This window comes from Methylorubrum sp. SL192, assembly GCF_026672325.1.
Taxonomy (GTDB): Bacteria; Pseudomonadota; Alphaproteobacteria; order Rhizobiales; family Beijerinckiaceae; genus Methylobacterium; species Methylobacterium extorquens.
The window spans coordinates 1,408,491-1,423,928 of sequence record NZ_JAPPQV010000003.1; the positions used below are offsets into that span (position 1 = coordinate 1,408,491).

Below are 15,438 nucleotides of genomic sequence, written 5' to 3' on the forward strand. Positions count from 1 at the left end.
CGGTTCGTCCGAACCGCGCCCGCAATTACGCCGGCCGAGGCTTAGCGCTTGTTGTGGCCCGGAGCGTTCTCGGAGTTACCGGGGCCGCTCTTGTCATGACCCGGAGCGCTGCCCGACTTGCCCGCGCTATCGGACGTGCCGGACGAGGAGCCGCCCGTGCCCGTCGACGAGCCGCTGCCGCTCTTGCCGGCCGAAGATCCGCCGGTCCCGACCGTCGAGGAGCTGGTGCCGCCGCCGGCCGACGAGCCACCGGTGCCGAGCGTCGAGCCCGAGCCGCTGCCCGAGCCAGCGGAAGAACCACCGGTCCCGACCGTCGAGGAGCTGGTGCCGCCGCCCGCCGACGAGCCGCCGGTTCCGGTCGTCGAGGACGACTGGGCATACGCGAGTGCGGCGCCGCCGATGACAAAGGTGCTGGCGAGAGCGGCAAGGCGAATATGCTTGAGCATGTATTCCTCCAAGTGTTTCGGTTGTTGCGGGACCAAGAACGAAGAGATCCGGAATACCGTTCCAAGAAATCTGCATCGAAATCGAACAAAACGCTGCAATGAACGGCAGATTAACGCGACGAGTTTTTGGAAAAGGCAAAAATTTTCCGCTTCGTCGTAAGTGGGCGACGAGAGCGGAGTGCAAATTTCGGGATGCGTGATCGCGGTGTTGGGTCGAAACGTCTCTCGGCGGCGTGAGCTGTAGGCTCGGGCGCCAGAAACGGTGCGCCCGGTCATATCGTTCCGGGTCGTTGCCGGCCGCACATCCGGCTCAGTCCTGTCCTCCGCCGCTCGCGGGAAGGTTCGCGTCCGGCGTCCCCGCCCGGAGCGTCCTCCGAACCAGGGTCTCGCAGCACCGCTCCGGACCGGTTCCGTGACGGAGGCCGCCAAGAAAACGCGTTCTGCCAAAGGTTTGAGCAAGCCGCCCGATTTCCAAAGCGCCGTCCTTGCCCTAGCTTGCCGCAAGTCGTCCCGGCAGGATCAAGGCATGCGCATCCGGATCGTCCACGATACGGTCTATACCTATCAGCAGCCCGCGCGGGGCCTGATACAGATCCTGCGGCTGACGCCGCGTGACCATGACGGTCAGCACGTGCGCGAGTGGCGGATCGAGCCCTCGGTCAACGGACGGCTCACCGCCCGCGAGGACGGGTTCGGCAATCTCGTCCACTGGTTCACCGCCGACGATCCCACCGACGCACTCACCGTGCGGGTGACCGGCGAGATCGAGACCTTCGAGACCAGCGGCGTCGTGCGCGGCGCGGTGGAGCGCCTGCCCGACCTGTTCTACCTGCGCGACACCCCGCTGACCGAGGCGAGCGCGGAACTCAAAGCCTTCGCGGAGAAGGTCGCGGGCAAGGGGGAACGTGATGCGCTGCCGATGCTGCACCGCTTGCTCGCCGCCGTCCACGACGCCGTGACCTTCGAGCCGGGCCCGACCAGCGCCAGCACCAGCGCCGCCCAAGCCTTCGAGGTCGGGAAGGGCGTGTGCCAGGATCTCACGCATATCTTCCTCGCCGCAGCCCGGCACCTGGAGATCCCGTCGCGCTACGTCTCTGGCTATTTCCGCCGCGACGACGGCGCCGACGACCAGAAGGCGGGGCATGCCTGGGCGGAATCCTTGGTGCCGGGCCTCGGCTGGATCGGGTTCGACCCGGCCAACGGCATCTCCGCGACCGAGGCGCATGTGCGCGTCGCCGTCGGCCTCGACTATCTCGGCGCCGCGCCGATCCGCGGCAGCCGGGTCGGTGGAGGCACCGAAACCCTCGACGTGGCCCTGCGCGTCGAGCAGGTGCACTCCCAATCGCAGTCTCAGGGCCATGGTCAGCAGAGTCAAAGCCAAAGCCAAAGCCAAAGCCTTGGCCAGAGCTTGGGCCAAGGCTGAGCCGGCACCGGGCCTTGGACCCGGCTTTTAGAAAAGTTGTCTTGCCCGGCCGGCTCGGAGCGTGCGATGCGGGCCGCCCGAACCTGCCCGGCGCACGGGCCCCTGCCTGAGGCGGCGACCGCCATGACCTACTGCGTCGGAGTGCTCGTCGAGGACGGGCTGGTGATGATCGCCGACACCCGCACCAATGCGGGGCTCGACAACATCTCGACCTTCCGCAAGCTGCACATGTTCAACACGCCCAATGAGCGCGTGATGATGCTCGCCTCGGCCGGCAACCTGTCCATGACGCAGTCGGTGCTCAGCATGCTCCGCGAGGGCGTCGACGACATCGAGGGCGAGACGCCAGCCAAGCTCGAGGACGCGGCGACGATGTTCAAGGCGGCCCAGCTCGTCGGCCGGGCGATTCGCCGGGTGCGCGAGATCGAGGCGGCTGGGTTCGAGGCGGCGAACCTGCGCATGGAGGTCTCGTTCCTGTTCGGCGGGCAGATCGGCACCGAGCCGATGCGGCTGTTCATGATCTACTCGGCCGGCAATTTCATCGAGTGCAGCCGCGAGGCGCCGTTCCTCCAGATCGGCGAGCACAAATACGGCAAGCCGATCCTCGACCGGGCCGTGACCTTCGAGACCGACCTCTACGACGCGCTGAAGGTCGGCCTCGTCTCGATGGATTCGACCATGCGCTCGAATCTCGGCGTCGGCCTGCCGATCGACATCGCCGTGCAGCGCCGCGGCGCCCTCGACCTCGAAGTGAGCCATCGCATCGAGGCCGGCGAGAGCTATTTTCACGATCTGCGCGAACGCTGGTCGGCGGCTCTGCGCGCGGCGCATCGCGCGATTCCGCGCCCGCCCTACGGGCCGCAGCGCTAGCGCGCTTTCCGACGAAGGGGACGCCGGCTCGTCGAAAGAAGGCGCGTCACAACAAGGGCCGAGAGGCGCCAGCCCGATGCAATGGGGTCGGGTACGGCTCTCGGCGCAGACGCATTAGGCGCTGTTCAAAACCTCTTCGACGAAGGCCGGCACGGTTTCGCTCGCGCGCCCGAGCCGGGTCGCCTCGAACAGGCCGGCATTGTCGGCGGCCTCAAGCGTAAGGGCGAGCGTCGGGATGCCGAAGGCGCGGGCCTGCGCCACGTAGCCCGCCGCCGGGTAGACCGCACCGGAGGTGCCGATCGCCACGAACAGGTCGGCCTCGGCCAGCGCCTCGTCGATCGCTTCGAGGTGATGGGGCATCTCGCCGAACCAAACCACGTCGGGCCGCATCTCGCCGCTGTGACCGCAATGCGGGCAGGCGGTCTCGACGGTGAGATCCTCGTGCCAGACGGTGTCCGTTACGCAGGCGGTGCAGCGGGCCTTCAGCAACGCGCCGTGCATGTGCACGACGTGGCGCGAGCCGGCCCGCTCGTGCAGATCGTCGATGTTCTGCGTGCACAGGAACAGCCGGCCGCCGCGCGCCGCCAAGCCCGCTTCCAGCCGGGCCAGCGCCGCATGCGCAGGGTTCGGTGCGGCGGCGCGGGCGTCGCGGCGGCGATGATTGTAGAAGTCGTGGACCAGCACCGGATCGGCGGCGAAGCCTTCGGGTGTTGCAAGGCGCATCGGGTCGAACCGGGCCCAGGCGCCGTCCGTGTCGCGGAACGTGCCGAGCCCGCTCTCGGCGGAGATTCCGGCACCCGTCAGAACGAAGATGTTGGTCATCGCGCGCCTCAAGCGTCCGGCAGGCGCGTGGCGAGCACCTTGTCGATGCGCCGCCCGTCCATATCGACGACCTCGATCCGCCAGCCCTGGGTCTCGATCGCATCGCCCTCCGTCGGGATGCGTCCGAGCTGGACGATGAAGAAGCCGGCGAGCGTGGAGAAGTCGTCCGAGCGCGGTCGCTCCGGAAAGCCGAGGCGGTCGAACGCGTCGGTCGCCGAGATCATGCCGTCGATGAGCAGCGAGCCGTCCTCGCGCTCGACCACCATCCGCTCCTCGCCGGGCTCGGGGATCTCGCCGGCCATCGCCTCCAGCAGGTCGGTCTGGGTGACGATGCCCTCCAGGCTGCCGTACTCGTCGACGACGATCGCCATGCGCACCGGCTTGGTCTGGAACATCTCCAGCACCTTGAGGATCGCCAACCCCTCGTGGACGACGATGGGCTCGCGGGTCGCCCCCTTCACGTCGAGCGGCTTGCCGTCGAGGAACTGGTCGAGCAGATCCTGCTTGCGCAGCACGCCGACGACATCGTCGATTTGCGCCCGGCTCACGACGAGCTGCTCGTGGCGGCAGGTGCGCACCGCCTCGATGATCTCCTCCTGCGAATCGTCGAGATCGACCCAATCCACCTCGTTGCGCGGGGTCATGATCTCGCGGATGCGCCGCTCGCCGATGGCGAGGATGCGCGCCACCGCATCCTCCTGCGCCTCGTGCAGCAGGCCCGCCTCGTGGCTCGCGGTGACGAGCAGGCTGAGTTCCTTCGGGGAGGGGAGGTTTCCCTCACCCTCGCCCGGCCTGAGGCCGAGTAGCCGCAGCACCCCGTTGCCGAGGCTGTTGAGGAGATGGATCGCCGGACCGAACACCAACAGGAACAGCGTCAGCGGGCGCACGATCACCAGCGCCGTGCGCTCGCTGCGCTGGAGCGCGAGGCTTTTCGGCGCCAGCTCACCCAGCACGATGTGCAACGTGGTGATGACGGCAAAGGCCAAAGCCACGGCCAGCGTATGGGCGCTGAGGCCAGCGGCTTTCTCCGGCAACCAGTAGAGCAGCGGTTCGATCAGGTGGGCCAGGGCCGGCTCGCCGACCCAGCCGAGCGCCAGCGAGGACAACGTGATGCCGAGCTGCGTCGCGGCGAGATGTGCGTCGAGCCGGTCGGTGGCGCGCTGAAGCGCCTTGGCATTGAGCCGGCCCTCGTTGACCAGTTCGGCGACCCGGCTGCGCCGCACCGCGACGAGGGAGAATTCCGCCGCGACGAAGAAGCCGTTGGCGAAGACGAGCGCGATGACCGCGACGAGGCCAACCGCCGAAGACCAGAGACCGTCCGAAATCGTGCCCTCCCGGGGCCAAGCCGCACTGCTGACCGCCCCTGAGGCGGCACCGATGCTGAGTGTCTCTCACAAAACTCCCGCTGCGCCGTCGCGCCCGGAAAGCAACCGTACGGTGATCGGGAGTGTTGTGAGGCTCTCTTAGAGCCGAACCCCGCTATGGGGGAAGAGGTTCGGGCGCATTCTCGCGTGGGCGACCGCGCTTGCGTCACCCGATCGGCGCGCGCATCGTCATTTTCGTGGAAGCCGGCCGCCCCCCTTCGGGACGATGCTGTATGGGAAGGGCGTCGCCCCGGCCGCGCCACACTTCCTTTCCATGCAATTCGAAGGGCCGATCCCAGTGCGGGGCCCGGTATTGGTGTTGTCGAGGAATGTGGCCGTGATCAAGCTGCCGAAGCTGTTTCGGCCCAGGCGCCGCGATGCCGCGATGGCCGCCCCCTTCTTCGATCCCGCCTTCTACCGCTCGGCCTATCCCGACGTGGCTGCCGGCGGCGGCGACCCGCTTCGGCACTACCTCGACCATGGCTGGCTGGAGGGCCGCGACCCGTCCGCGGTGTTCTCGACGCTGTTCTACGCCGACCGCCACTTCGCCGACCGGGCGCCGATCAACCCGCTTCTCCACTATGCGGCACTCTCGCCGACCGAGCGGCTGCGGGTCGCGACGCAGCCGAGTCCGGATTTTCCGGCGCTCCAGGCCGGCGTGGTCGAGCCCTATTTCGATGCGCCGTATTATACCCGCCTCGCCGGTCTCGAGGGAGGCGAGGACCCGCTCGCCCACTACCTGACCAAGGGCTGGCGGCGCGGGCTCGACCCGAACGACGCCTTCTCGGGTGATGCCTATCTGCAGCGCCACGCGCATATGCGGCGCCTCGGCGTCAGCCCGCTCTATCATTTTGCCGCGACGCGACGGCTCCAGGCCTCGGAGGCCGCCGCCCCACCCGCGCGGCGCACCAAGCCGCAGGCAGCACTGCTTCCCGCCGACCCGGCCGAAGCCTCAGACGCGCAGATCTACGAGACGGTGGCGGCGGCCTTCGACCGGGAGCACTACCTCGACACCAACCCAGACATCCGCCGCTCGGGGATCGATCCGGTCCGCCATTTCCTCGATTTCGGCGCCCGCGAGGACCGCGACCCGAGCCCCGACTTCTCGGTGCGCTTCTACCGAAAGCATTACCGGCGGGAGATCGGCGCCGGGGTGAACCCGTTCTTCCACTACCTCGCGGTGGGTCGGGCGCGCGGCTTCCGGCCGACGCCGTTCGGTCTCGGCACCTGGCCCCCGCAGGTCGCGCCGACGCCGGCCGAGTGGGAACAGGCGAAGCCCGCCGCCGACCTCGCGGCGGCGCGGGTCGTGCTGATCATGCCCGTCTACAAGGGCTACGACGACACCCTGCGGGCGATCCACTCGGTGCTGAGCGCGAGGCAGGCCACGCCCTTCGCCCTCCTCGTCATCGACGATTGCAGCCCCGATCCGCGCCTGAGCGCCGCACTGGCCGACCTCGGCGGCCGCGGCCTCTTCGCCCACCTCGTCAACGAGGCGAATCTCGGCTTCGTACGGACCTGCAATCGCGGCCTCGAACTCGCCGCGGGCAAGGACGTCGTGCTCCTCAATGCCGACGTCGTCGTCTACGGCGACTGGCTCGACCGCCTGCTCTGGCACCTCGACGCCGACCCCCGGGTCGCGACGGTCACGCCGTTTTCGAACAACGCCACGATCTGCAGCTATCCGCGGCCCAACGTCGACAATCAGGCCCGGCTCGAGATCACGCCCGCCGAGATCGACGCGTTCACCCGCGCCTGCAACGCCCGCACGAGTTCGCCGGTGCCGACCGGCGTCGGCTTTTGCATGGCGATGCGCCGGGAGGCGATCGCGGCGGTGGGGCTCCTCGACGCCGAGACCTTCGGGCGCGGCTACGGCGAGGAGAACGATTTCTGCATGCGCGCCCTCAAGGCGGGCTTCACCAACGTGCTGGCCCACGACATTTTCGTGTTCCACTCCGGCAGCGTCTCCTTCGGCGCGCTGCTCGCGACCAAGGGCGCGGACATCTTCCGCGCGATCCTGACCAAGCACCCCGATTACCAGCGACGGGTCCACAACCACATCGAGGTCGATCCCGCGCGCTTCGCCCGGCGCCGCCTCGACCTCTACCGCTTCGCCAAGCGCGCCACGGCCAGCGCCGAGCGCGGCGTCGCCCTGATCGTGACCCACGATTTCGGCGGCGGGGTCGAGACCCATATCGAGGCGCTGAGCCTCCGGCTCGCCGAGGCCGGTCTCGCCGTCGTCTATCTGCGCACCGACGAGCCCGGCGGGTTCAGGCTCTGCCTGCCCGGATCGGGCGGGATCGACTTCCCCGTCTCGATCCTCGATCCGCTCTCCCTCGACCGGGATGCGGATCTCCTCGCCGAGCTGATCGGTTGGCTCGCCCCGGCAATGGTGCATGTGCACTCGCTGGCGGGGCTCGATGCCCCCTCGACTCGCGCGGCGATGCGGCTGGTCGAGGAGGCGGGCACCGGCTACGACGTGACGCTGCACGACTACGCCTCGGTCTGCCACCGCAACAACCTCGTGCGATCCGACGGCGTCTATTGCGGGTTGGCGGAGCCCTCCGTCTGCCGCGACTGCATCCGCCTCGATCGTGACGCCGACGGGATCGTGCTGCCCGATCCCGCCGAGCGGCGGCGGGACTGGGCCGGGTTCCTCGACCGCGCCCGGACGGTGTTCGCCCCCACGGGCGATCTCGCAGATCGAATCGGCAGCACGCTGCACCTCGACCGCATCGCGGTGCGCCCGCACGAGGAGACGCTGGCTGGCGTCGAACTCAAGGCGCGCCAGCGTCGGGAGGGGCCGCTGCGGGTCGCGGTCATCGGATCGATCGGCGCGCACAAGGGCTACGACGTCGTCCACAACCTCGCCCTCGACGCCCGGCTGCGGCAATTGCCGATCGTGTTCACGATCGTCGGCCACTCCGCCGAGCCCCGCGCGATGGAGGCGGCGGGCGTGCGCGAGACCGGCCTCTACGGCAGCGATGCGGCGGCGCTCGCCGAGATCGCCCGGCTCGATCCAGACCTCGTCCTGCTCCCCTCGATCTGGCCGGAGACCTACTGCTACACGCTCTCGCTGGCGCTGGCGGCGGGGGTGCCGCCGGTGGTGTTCGATCTCGGTGCCCAGGCCGAGCGGCTGCGCGCGAGCGGGGCGGGGCATCGCCTCGACCCGGCCCTGGCCGATGATCCGCAGCGGCTGAACGCGGCCCTGCTCGCGCTTCCCATCGACGCGCTCTGGGCCGCTCGCGAGCCGTTCCGGCCGACCGTCTACCCGCGGATTCTGGAAGATTATTACGGGCTCGACGCGGCCGCCCTGTCGAACGTCTCGCCCGAGGCGGGGAGGGCAGGGGTCGCGCCGGTCGATCACCGGGACGGGCTGCGCTCCGCGCCATCCCCCCAGATGTCATAGACGGGGCTGCGACTCAGCGGCTACAACGGTCAAGCTAGGCGAGTCTCGCGCGGTCTCGCCTCGGCGTTCGTTGCAAGCCAAGGGGAAGCCCATGACCACGCAGAACCTCAACGTGACCGCCCGCGAACGCGACACGCTTCTGGCGGCGTTGCGCTACTATCAATTCTACCGGATGCAGGGCCACCCGTTCGACCCTCGCAAAGACGACCTGATCGACACCATCGCCGCCAGCAGCGGCGAGGCCCTCGACGTGACGGAGATCGACGATCTCTGCGCGGGCCTGAACGGCAACCGCCACGCCCTGGCCAGCGTGGCCGCCTGAGGCGCCTCCGTCACGCCCGCCGGGGCCCGATAAGGTCACTCAGGTCAGCAGGGCGTTGAGAAGAACGGCCGCTCCGAGGCCGAGCACGAATGCCGCCGCGAGCAGCGATGTGTCCGCGGTGGTCATCGGGAGGCTTGGCCCGCCGAGATGCCGACCAGAAGCGGCCGGCGGGTCACCACGAACTGTCCCGGAACCGGCGCTCCGTCGTCGATCCGGGCACTCACCGGAACCATGCCACCCGCTTGCGGCAGGCGCTGGGTGAAGGCCTTGGCCGTTCCGGCCGGGCTCGGCACCGCTTCGACGAGGGACGGCGCGAGTAGGGCATAGGCTGCCATCACCGTTCCGGCCGCCGCGATCTTGATCAGGTCCCGCATGATGTCCGCCCCTCCAGACCGGAGCCTTCGGCTCTCGTGTGGGGCGGTTCTACCGGCCCCCGGTTGCCGGCGGATTGCCTCGTACGGTTACCGGATTGCGTCGCACGTGATCGACGAAACATCGGAAACGGAACGTTCGGCCCGCCAGCTCAAGCGCGACCTTAGGGCTGGAACGCGCCTGCGAATGAGCGCCAGCGCACCCGGCCTCGCTCTCTCCGCGCCCGCAGAGGCGGAGAGCCGCTGACCGAGGCTCCGAAGGAGACGGTTGAGCGGAAGCCAGGGTCTACCCGCCGAACACCGAGGTCAGAACCTCGCCGCCGCGGTTGATCGCGACCTCCCACAGGCCGAGATTACGTTGCGTCACCCGCTCCAGATCCTTGGTCGAGGCGATCGGCATGCCGTTGATCGCCACGATCACGTCACCCTTGCGGAAGCCCGCCCGGCCGGCGAGCGAGCCGTCTTCGACGGTGGTCACCGCCACGCCCTCGTCCGGCAGGTCCGCCTGAAGCTCCTCGCCCACCGCGGGCGAGGTGTTGACGAAGGTCGCGCCCGCGAACGGCGTACGGGTGCGGACCTTGAGGCTGTCGCGGGGCCGCGTCTCCGGCGCCGGTCCGAGCTTGATCTGGACCGTCTGCCGCTTGGTGCCGCGCAGGATGCCGAAATCGGCCGTGCCGGAAATACCCTTGAGGGCGTAGCGGTAGCCGAAGGCTTCCGGATCTTCGACGGTCTGTCCATCGACCGTGAGGATCACGTCGCCGCGCTTGAGGCCGGCTTCCTCGGCCGGGCTCTTGGCCTGCATGCTCGCCACCAGCACACCGGTCGGCCGGTCGAGCCCGACGCTCTCGGCGATATCCGGGGTCACACCCTGCACCCGCGCCCCGAGCCAGGGCCGGCGCACGAGGCTGCCGCCGCTCTTGGCGGTCTCCACCACGGCGCGGACCATGCTCGCGGGGATGGCGAAGCCGATGCCGTGGCTGCCGCCGGACTGCGAATAGATCGCGGTGTTGATGCCGACGAGATGCCCCTTCAGGTCCACCAGCGCGCCGCCGGAATTGCCCGGATTGATCGCTGCATCGGTCTGGATGAAGAACTGGTAGTCCGACGATCCGACCTGGGTGCGGGCGAGCGCCGAGACGATGCCCTGCGTCACGGTCTGCCCGACGCCGAACGGGTTGCCGATCGCCATGACGAAATCGCCGACCTCCAAGTGGTCGGAATCGCCGATCGGCATCGAGGCGATGTCGGCCGGGCCCTTGATCTTGAGCACCGCGAGGTCGGTGCGGGGGTCGCGCAGCACGATCTGCGCCTCGAACTCGCGCTTGTCGGCGAGCGCCACCTTCACCTCGTTCATGTTCTCGATGACGTGGTTGTTGGTGATGACGAGGCCCGAGCCATCGACGATCACGCCCGAGCCCAGGGAGCGCTGCGCCCGCTCGCCGGGCAGGCCGCTGGGGCCACGGCCCGGACGGTCCTCGCCGAAGAAGCGGCGCATGAACTCCTCCATGGCGTTGGAGCGCGCGGAGCGCTTTTCGACATGGGAGGCATAGACGTTGACCACGGAGGGCGCCGCCCGCTTCACCACGGGGGCGAAGGAGAGCTGAATCTCGCCCTTCGACAGGGGCACCGCCTTGTCCGGGGAGGCCTTCTCCGCGGCGGGCTTTCCGGGCGTGTTCGCCATCTGCGCGCTCGCGGGCGCGGCGGCGAGAAGCACGGATACGAGGCAGGCCGGCAGGAGCGGCGAGGAGGGCATGCGAGGTCTCCGAAGGTCGCTGGAGCGGGGCGGGCTATGTAGACCGTGGGACCGCAGCGCGCGAGGGGCTCGCCGCATCCGCGTCATGCGGCGTCGGCCGTCTGCGATGGCGACCGCATTGCTGTCAGACCCAGCCTCAACGCCGGCGCCGCCCCAGGGGAGGCCTTGTCCTCGGTCGGCTTCGGCTCTGCTCGGGCGCATCCGGGAGTCGGGATGCCGGGCGCTTTTCACCCCCGGATGGCCGCCAGGGGGACCGGCGAAGCGGACTGACGAAAAAGGGGCAGCCGCCCGATGGCGACTGCCCCGATCTCGTGTCCCGGCCGGTGCTGGTTTCAGTGCCGGCGGGCGGTGTCGTGCAGGCGGTTGGCGCTGCGCACGATCTCGCTGAAGCAGCTCAATGAGGCGTCGGCGGCGCGCTGCATCTCCGTGACCTGGAGGCGAATCGCTTCCGCCGGGGACTTGGCCTGAGCCAGCGCCTGGAAATGGGCCAGCACCGCCTCGCCCTCGCCGCGCGCGAAGGCGAACAGCTTCGCGTTTATCTCGGTGAGCGGCGCGAGGGTGGGCGCGAAAGCGAAGTTCGCGCCGAAGCGGACGCTGTGTGTCTTGGATCGGGCGTCGTCGGACGACTTGGCCTCAGGGTTGGCCTCGGCCGGGGCCGGCAGCGGCGCGGTCTGGGCAAGCGCCTCGGTCGCCGTCTCGACGGTTGCGGCTGCATCGGATGCAACGATTTCCGGTTCGACGGACAGAGCGGGCGCCTCTTCCGACACGGCTGTGACCGTCTCCTCGGGAGAATCAGCCGGCTGGTCGTCCGCAGCGGACTGCGTCTCGGCGGGAGCAGGCTCGCCGGATGCTTCGACGGCCTCGGCCGCAGCGTCGTCTGCGGGTTGCTCTGCCGCCTCCACGGCCTGGACCTCGGCGGTCTCAGGCTCGTCCGTCTCCGGCTCCGGGCCCTTGTCGGCCGGCGTCTCCGCCAACAGCGCGTCGGCGACCTCGGCCGGCGTCGCGGTGACGGTCGGCGGCTGGGTAGTGGCGGACGCTCCGGGTGGGCGTCCCCTGCGGCGGCTCGACGACATGGGCCTTCTCCTCGTTCGAAACCCTCTGCCTCAGCGCGGTTCCGAGCCGAGCCCGGAGCGCTGCGACGGAGCATAGCGTCGGAGCACGAGTGTGCCGAGCCCGCTCATCGCGGATTCGGCCTCTCATGCTCCTCAGACGGGCCGGAGCCCGCAGCCGGACCGGATTAGCGGCCGGCGGCGCTCTGAGCGAGGGCACCGTATTCCTTGGCCTGGGCCTGGAACGCGGCGAACTGGGTCTTCAGGAACTCGGACTGGATCTCGAAGGCCTCGCGCGGGTCCTTCGCGCGCACGACGCGCTGCACGTAGTCGAAGGCAGCGTCAGCGTTGGTCTTGGTGTGGTCGAGGCTCTTGAGCACCGCGGCGTTCAGCGTCGACTGGACGGTCGTGGCCGAGTTCCGGAGCTGCTCGGAGGTCTTCACCGCACCGTTCAGGAAGGTGCCGAAGGCGTTGCGAGCCTGATCGACGCTCTTGTCGGCGAACTCACGGAACTCGGCGGGGATCTCGAAGCTCTGGGTGCTCATCTGTCTCTCCTGCAGACGGACCGGGAGAATTCGGTGTCGGGGAGCGTACAGAGCGTCCCCGCGGCTAACCGGCCCGCACCTCGTATGTTGCGGTGCAACATAAAAGTCAAGGACAGTTTCGAGCCATCGACCGGCAATATCCAACTATGGAGTGTTTTGAACTAAGCTTTTGTTATAAATCGCGGTTTGGCTACGCAACGGTCCCACGGGTCGACGCGGCGATCGGCACTATAATGTCGGAAGGCGCCCTTTGCCAAGGGTGCTGCCCATGGAATGGACAACCGCAGGCTCGGCGGCAGCCGGGCTCATATCGCACTGCCGCATTTTGTATTCATCCCCAATCCGCCGATACAGCGCCAACAGGGAGAGAGCGTGGGCGGCGAGCGTCAGCGGGGCCTGCCAGTACCTGTCATAGGCCTCCCGGCCGAGGCGGGCGGTGAGCGCGTCGGTCTTGAGCGCTGCGAAGGCGCCGGCCAGCGCCGCCACCTCCGGCTCGACGACGAAGCCGGTCTCCCCGTCCGCCACCTTCTCCGCCGCACCGGAGCGCCGCGACGCCACGACGGGAATCCCCTGGGCCAGCGCCTCGTAGACGGTGAGCGGCCCGGTCTCGACCCAGCGCGAGGGTGCGCAGAGCGCACGCGCGCGGCGGCGCAGGATCGCCTCGACCGCCTCCGGGCTTCGCCAGCCAAGCACCTCGGCGCCCTCCGCCCGCAGACGTGCTTCGAGCGGGCCGGCCCCGATGAAGAGCGCGGGCAGCCCAGCCCGCCGCGCAGCCTCGGCGACGAGATCCGCGCCCTTCTCCGGCGTCAGGCGCCCGACATAGACGATCGCATCGCCCGAAGCCGGCATGGCCGGCGCCCGTTTCTCCACCCGCACCGGGTTGTCGATGCGGTGATGGCGCAGGCGCAGGGCCCCGGACCGTCCCGCCACCCGCGCAAGGCTGCCGTCGCAGACATGGACGACGTCGAGATCGGCCCCTCGCGCCGCGACCCGCAGGGCGGCGGCGCGACCGACCCGCACCAGCTTGTGCAGCCGGCTCTTCGGATCGCAGGCGGCCGCGAGGCAGGCGCCGGACAGTGGGACGAGCACGCAGGGCTCGGCCCGATCGAAGCGGTAATCGACACCGTTCGGACAGGTGAGGGCATAGTCGTGCAGCGTCAGCACCAGGGGAACGCCGCGGCCGCGCAGCACCGGTAGCACCGCGGGCGAGAGCGCGCGGGTCCACTGGTGCAGGTGAAGACAGTCGGGCGGCACCGGCAGGCTGTCGAGCGCGCTGGCAAGCCGCGCGGCGGCCTCGCCGTTCCAGATCCCCGATGCCGCGCCGCGCCATGCCGGCAGCGACCACACATCCGGCAGAGCGAGGTCGATGCGGTGCAGGCGCGGATGGTCGAGCAGCGAATCGACGGGTCCGGTGATCGCCTGGATGTAGGTCACCGTTGCGCCGGCCTCCGCGAGCCCGCGGGCGGATTCCACCGCGACCTTCTCGGCACCCCCGCTCGCGGCGGCGAATTCGGCGAGGATCACGACGTGCATGGAGGCGCCCCGTCCGGAAGTGCGAGCACCGTCCCGGAAAGCGATTCCCGGACGAAACGATGCTCTCGCGGTGCGGCCGCCCTGGCGCGGCGCGTGTCCGCTCACGGTTTACGGGAGATCAACTGCCGGCTGGTAAACGTCGGCGAAACACCGATCCTCCGTGGGGCACCGTGCATCGGGCGTGTCACGAGGTGGCGAGGGAGCGGGAATCGCCGTGCACGTCGTCCTCGTTCTCGACCATGCCCATATCAATGGCGGCCAAGCCAAGGTCGCCCTCGACTCCGCCGTGGGCCTGCGCCAGCGCGGCCACCGGGTTACGGTGTTCGCCGCGGTCGGCCCGGTCGATCCCCGGCTCGCCGAGAGCGGGGCGCGGGTGGTCTGCCTCGGGCAGGACGACATCGCCTCGACCACGAACAAGCTCGCTTTTACCGTCCAGGCGATCTGGAACCGTAGCGCCACCGCCCGCCTCGCCGCGGAACTGACGCTGTGCGATCCCCGCGACACGCTGGTGCATGTCCACGCCTTCGCCAAGGCGCTCTCGCCCTCGATCGGCACGGCGATCCGGCGCTCCGGTCTCCCGTGCCTCTACACCATGCACGAGTTCTTCCTCGTCTGCCCCAATGGCGGCTTCTACGAATATCCGGCCGACCGGATCTGCCACCGCACCCCGATGTCGGCGGCCTGCCTCAACACGAATTGCGACGCGCGCTCCTACCCGCGCAAGCTCCTGCGGGTGGTGCGCCATCTCGGCCTGGAACACGTCGCCGGCCTGCCCACCCTGTTCCGTCACGTGGTCACGATCAGCGCGCTCCAAGAGCGGGTGATCGCGCCGCTCCTGCCCCCGCGCACTGTGTTCCACCGGATCGACAACCCGATCTCGGTCGAGCGGCAGCCGCCCGCGCACGAAGGCCGCAGTGATGTCCTGTTCGTCGGCCGCATCTCGACGGAAAAGGGCGCGCCGGTCTTCGCCGAGGCGGCGCGGCGGGCCGGACTCCGCCCGGTCTTTGTCGGCGACGGCCCGAACGCGGCGGAACTGAAGGCGCGCTATCCCGAGGCGGTGATGCTCGGCTGGAAGACCGGGCCCGAGGTGCAGGCCCTGATGCGGCGCGCTCGCGCCCTGGTGTTCCCGAGCATCTGGTACGAGGGCCAGCCGCTCACCGTCTACGAGGCGCTCGCCTGCGGCTGCCCGGTCATCGTCTCCGATGCCTGCGCCGGGCGCGAGGCGGTGGAGGACGGCGAGAACGGGTTCTGGTTCCGCTCCGGCGATGCCGGCGCGCTCGCCGCCCACCTCACCCGGCTGTCGGACGACGCGCTCGCCGCCCGCATGGCCGAGCGCGCCTACGAGCGCTACTGGGCGGCGCCGCTCAGCGTGGACGCGCATCTCGACCGGCTGGAGCAGGTCTACGGCCTCGTGATGCGCGAGGCGCCCGCTCTCCGCCCGGTCGAGGGGCCGGGCTTGCGCGGCGCGGCATCCGCCGGCCTTTGAGCCGCGACGCAACAGGAACGCCCGCCTCGCGTTGGTGCGCATGAAGGC

13 protein-coding genes are annotated in these 15,438 nt (G+C 69.5%); 5 read left to right on the top strand and 8 right to left on the bottom strand.

Going from position 1 to position 15,438, the window contains the following annotated elements; genetic code table 11:
- Positions 1-41: 41 nt before the first annotated feature.
- Positions 42-722, bottom strand: coding sequence for a hypothetical protein (locus OVA30_RS07350; protein ID WP_268175046.1), 681 nt, complete (start codon positions 720-722; stop codon positions 42-44).
- Positions 723-972: 250 nt separating this feature from the next.
- Here OVA30_RS07350 and OVA30_RS07355 point away from each other — a divergent pair, with 250 nt between their 5' ends.
- On the top strand, positions 973-1,869 hold the full coding sequence (locus tag OVA30_RS07355) for a transglutaminase family protein (protein WP_268175047.1): 897 nt from the start codon (positions 973-975) through the stop codon (positions 1,867-1,869).
- A 123-nt stretch (positions 1,870-1,992) separates the two neighbouring features.
- A complete protein-coding gene (locus tag OVA30_RS07360; protein WP_015950899.1) occupies positions 1,993-2,739 on the top strand; it encodes a peptidase in 747 nt (248 codons plus the stop codon).
- A gap of 114 nt (positions 2,740-2,853) precedes the next feature.
- On the opposite strand, the gene OVA30_RS07365 is transcribed toward OVA30_RS07360, so the two are convergent.
- On the bottom strand, positions 2,854-3,561 hold the full coding sequence (locus OVA30_RS07365; RefSeq protein WP_268175048.1) for a Sir2 family NAD-dependent protein deacetylase: 708 nt from the start codon (positions 3,559-3,561) through the stop codon (positions 2,854-2,856).
- Between the two features lie 8 nt (positions 3,562-3,569).
- Positions 3,570-4,841 (bottom strand): hemolysin family protein, encoded by a 1,272-nt coding sequence (locus OVA30_RS07370; protein WP_042508823.1) that lies wholly within the window; start codon positions 4,839-4,841, stop codon positions 3,570-3,572.
- A gap of 421 nt (positions 4,842-5,262) precedes the next feature.
- On the opposite strand from OVA30_RS07370, the gene OVA30_RS07375 reads away from it, so the two are divergent.
- Both OVA30_RS07375 and OVA30_RS07380 read left to right on the top strand, forming a co-directional pair.
- Entirely contained in the window at positions 5,263-8,331 is a 3,069-nt protein-coding gene (locus tag OVA30_RS07375) for a glycosyltransferase (RefSeq protein ID WP_268175050.1), read from the top strand.
- 91 nt (positions 8,332-8,422) lie between these two features.
- The gene (locus OVA30_RS07380) at positions 8,423-8,653 is read left to right on the top strand and encodes a hypothetical protein (RefSeq protein ID WP_003597189.1); all 231 of its coding nucleotides are present in this window, start codon (positions 8,423-8,425) and stop codon (positions 8,651-8,653) included.
- Between the two features lie 122 nt (positions 8,654-8,775).
- Here the strand turns inward: OVA30_RS07380 and OVA30_RS07385 are convergent, their stop codons facing one another.
- From OVA30_RS07385 to OVA30_RS07405, 5 genes are all read right to left on the bottom strand, one after another.
- Positions 8,776-9,027 (bottom strand): hypothetical protein, encoded by a 252-nt coding sequence (locus OVA30_RS07385; RefSeq protein WP_268175052.1) that lies wholly within the window; start codon positions 9,025-9,027, stop codon positions 8,776-8,778.
- 283 nt (positions 9,028-9,310) lie between these two features.
- Positions 9,311-10,777: a DegQ family serine endoprotease gene (locus OVA30_RS07390; RefSeq protein WP_003597196.1), complete on the bottom strand. Its 1,467-nt coding sequence runs from the start codon at positions 10,775-10,777 to the stop codon at positions 9,311-9,313.
- A 332-nt stretch (positions 10,778-11,109) separates the two neighbouring features.
- A complete protein-coding gene (locus tag OVA30_RS07395) occupies positions 11,110-11,850 on the bottom strand; it encodes a phasin family protein (protein ID WP_268175053.1) in 741 nt (246 codons plus the stop codon).
- A 164-nt stretch (positions 11,851-12,014) separates the two neighbouring features.
- The gene (locus OVA30_RS07400) at positions 12,015-12,371 is read right to left on the bottom strand and encodes a phasin (protein WP_003597202.1); all 357 of its coding nucleotides are present in this window, start codon (positions 12,369-12,371) and stop codon (positions 12,015-12,017) included.
- A gap of 228 nt (positions 12,372-12,599) precedes the next feature.
- Complete coding sequence (locus tag OVA30_RS07405) at positions 12,600-13,904, bottom strand: glycosyltransferase (RefSeq protein ID WP_268175054.1); 1,305 nt, start codon at positions 13,902-13,904, stop codon at positions 12,600-12,602.
- 214 nt (positions 13,905-14,118) lie between these two features.
- On the opposite strand from OVA30_RS07405, the gene OVA30_RS07410 reads away from it, so the two are divergent.
- Positions 14,119-15,390 carry a glycosyltransferase family 4 protein gene (locus OVA30_RS07410; RefSeq protein ID WP_268175055.1) on the top strand — a complete coding sequence of 424 codons (1,272 nt, stop codon included), beginning with the start codon at positions 14,119-14,121 and terminating at the stop codon, positions 15,388-15,390.
- Positions 15,391-15,438 lie beyond the last annotated feature (48 nt).

Bases quoted from the DNA above. Each gene is read 5' to 3' on its own strand.
- OVA30_RS07350 (WP_268175046.1), bottom strand. From the start codon at position 722: ATGACCGGGCGCACCGTTTCTGGCGCCCGAGCCTACAGCTCACGCCGC.
- OVA30_RS07355 (WP_268175047.1), top strand. From the start codon at position 973: ATGCGCATCCGGATCGTCCACGATACGGTCTATACCTATCAGCAGCCC.
- OVA30_RS07360 (WP_015950899.1), top strand. From the start codon at position 1,993: ATGACCTACTGCGTCGGAGTGCTCGTCGAGGACGGGCTGGTGATGATC.
- OVA30_RS07365 (WP_268175048.1), bottom strand. From the start codon at position 3,561: ATGACCAACATCTTCGTTCTGACGGGTGCCGGAATCTCCGCCGAGAGC.
- OVA30_RS07380 (WP_003597189.1), top strand. From the start codon at position 8,423: ATGACCACGCAGAACCTCAACGTGACCGCCCGCGAACGCGACACGCTT.
- OVA30_RS07385 (WP_268175052.1), bottom strand. From the start codon at position 9,027: ATGCGGGACCTGATCAAGATCGCGGCGGCCGGAACGGTGATGGCAGCC.
- OVA30_RS07390 (WP_003597196.1), bottom strand. From the start codon at position 10,777: ATGCCCTCCTCGCCGCTCCTGCCGGCCTGCCTCGTATCCGTGCTTCTC.
- OVA30_RS07395 (WP_268175053.1), bottom strand. From the start codon at position 11,850: ATGTCGTCGAGCCGCCGCAGGGGACGCCCACCCGGAGCGTCCGCCACT.
- OVA30_RS07400 (WP_003597202.1), bottom strand. From the start codon at position 12,371: ATGAGCACCCAGAGCTTCGAGATCCCCGCCGAGTTCCGTGAGTTCGCC.
- OVA30_RS07405 (WP_268175054.1), bottom strand. From the start codon at position 13,904: ATGCACGTCGTGATCCTCGCCGAATTCGCCGCCGCGAGCGGGGGTGCC.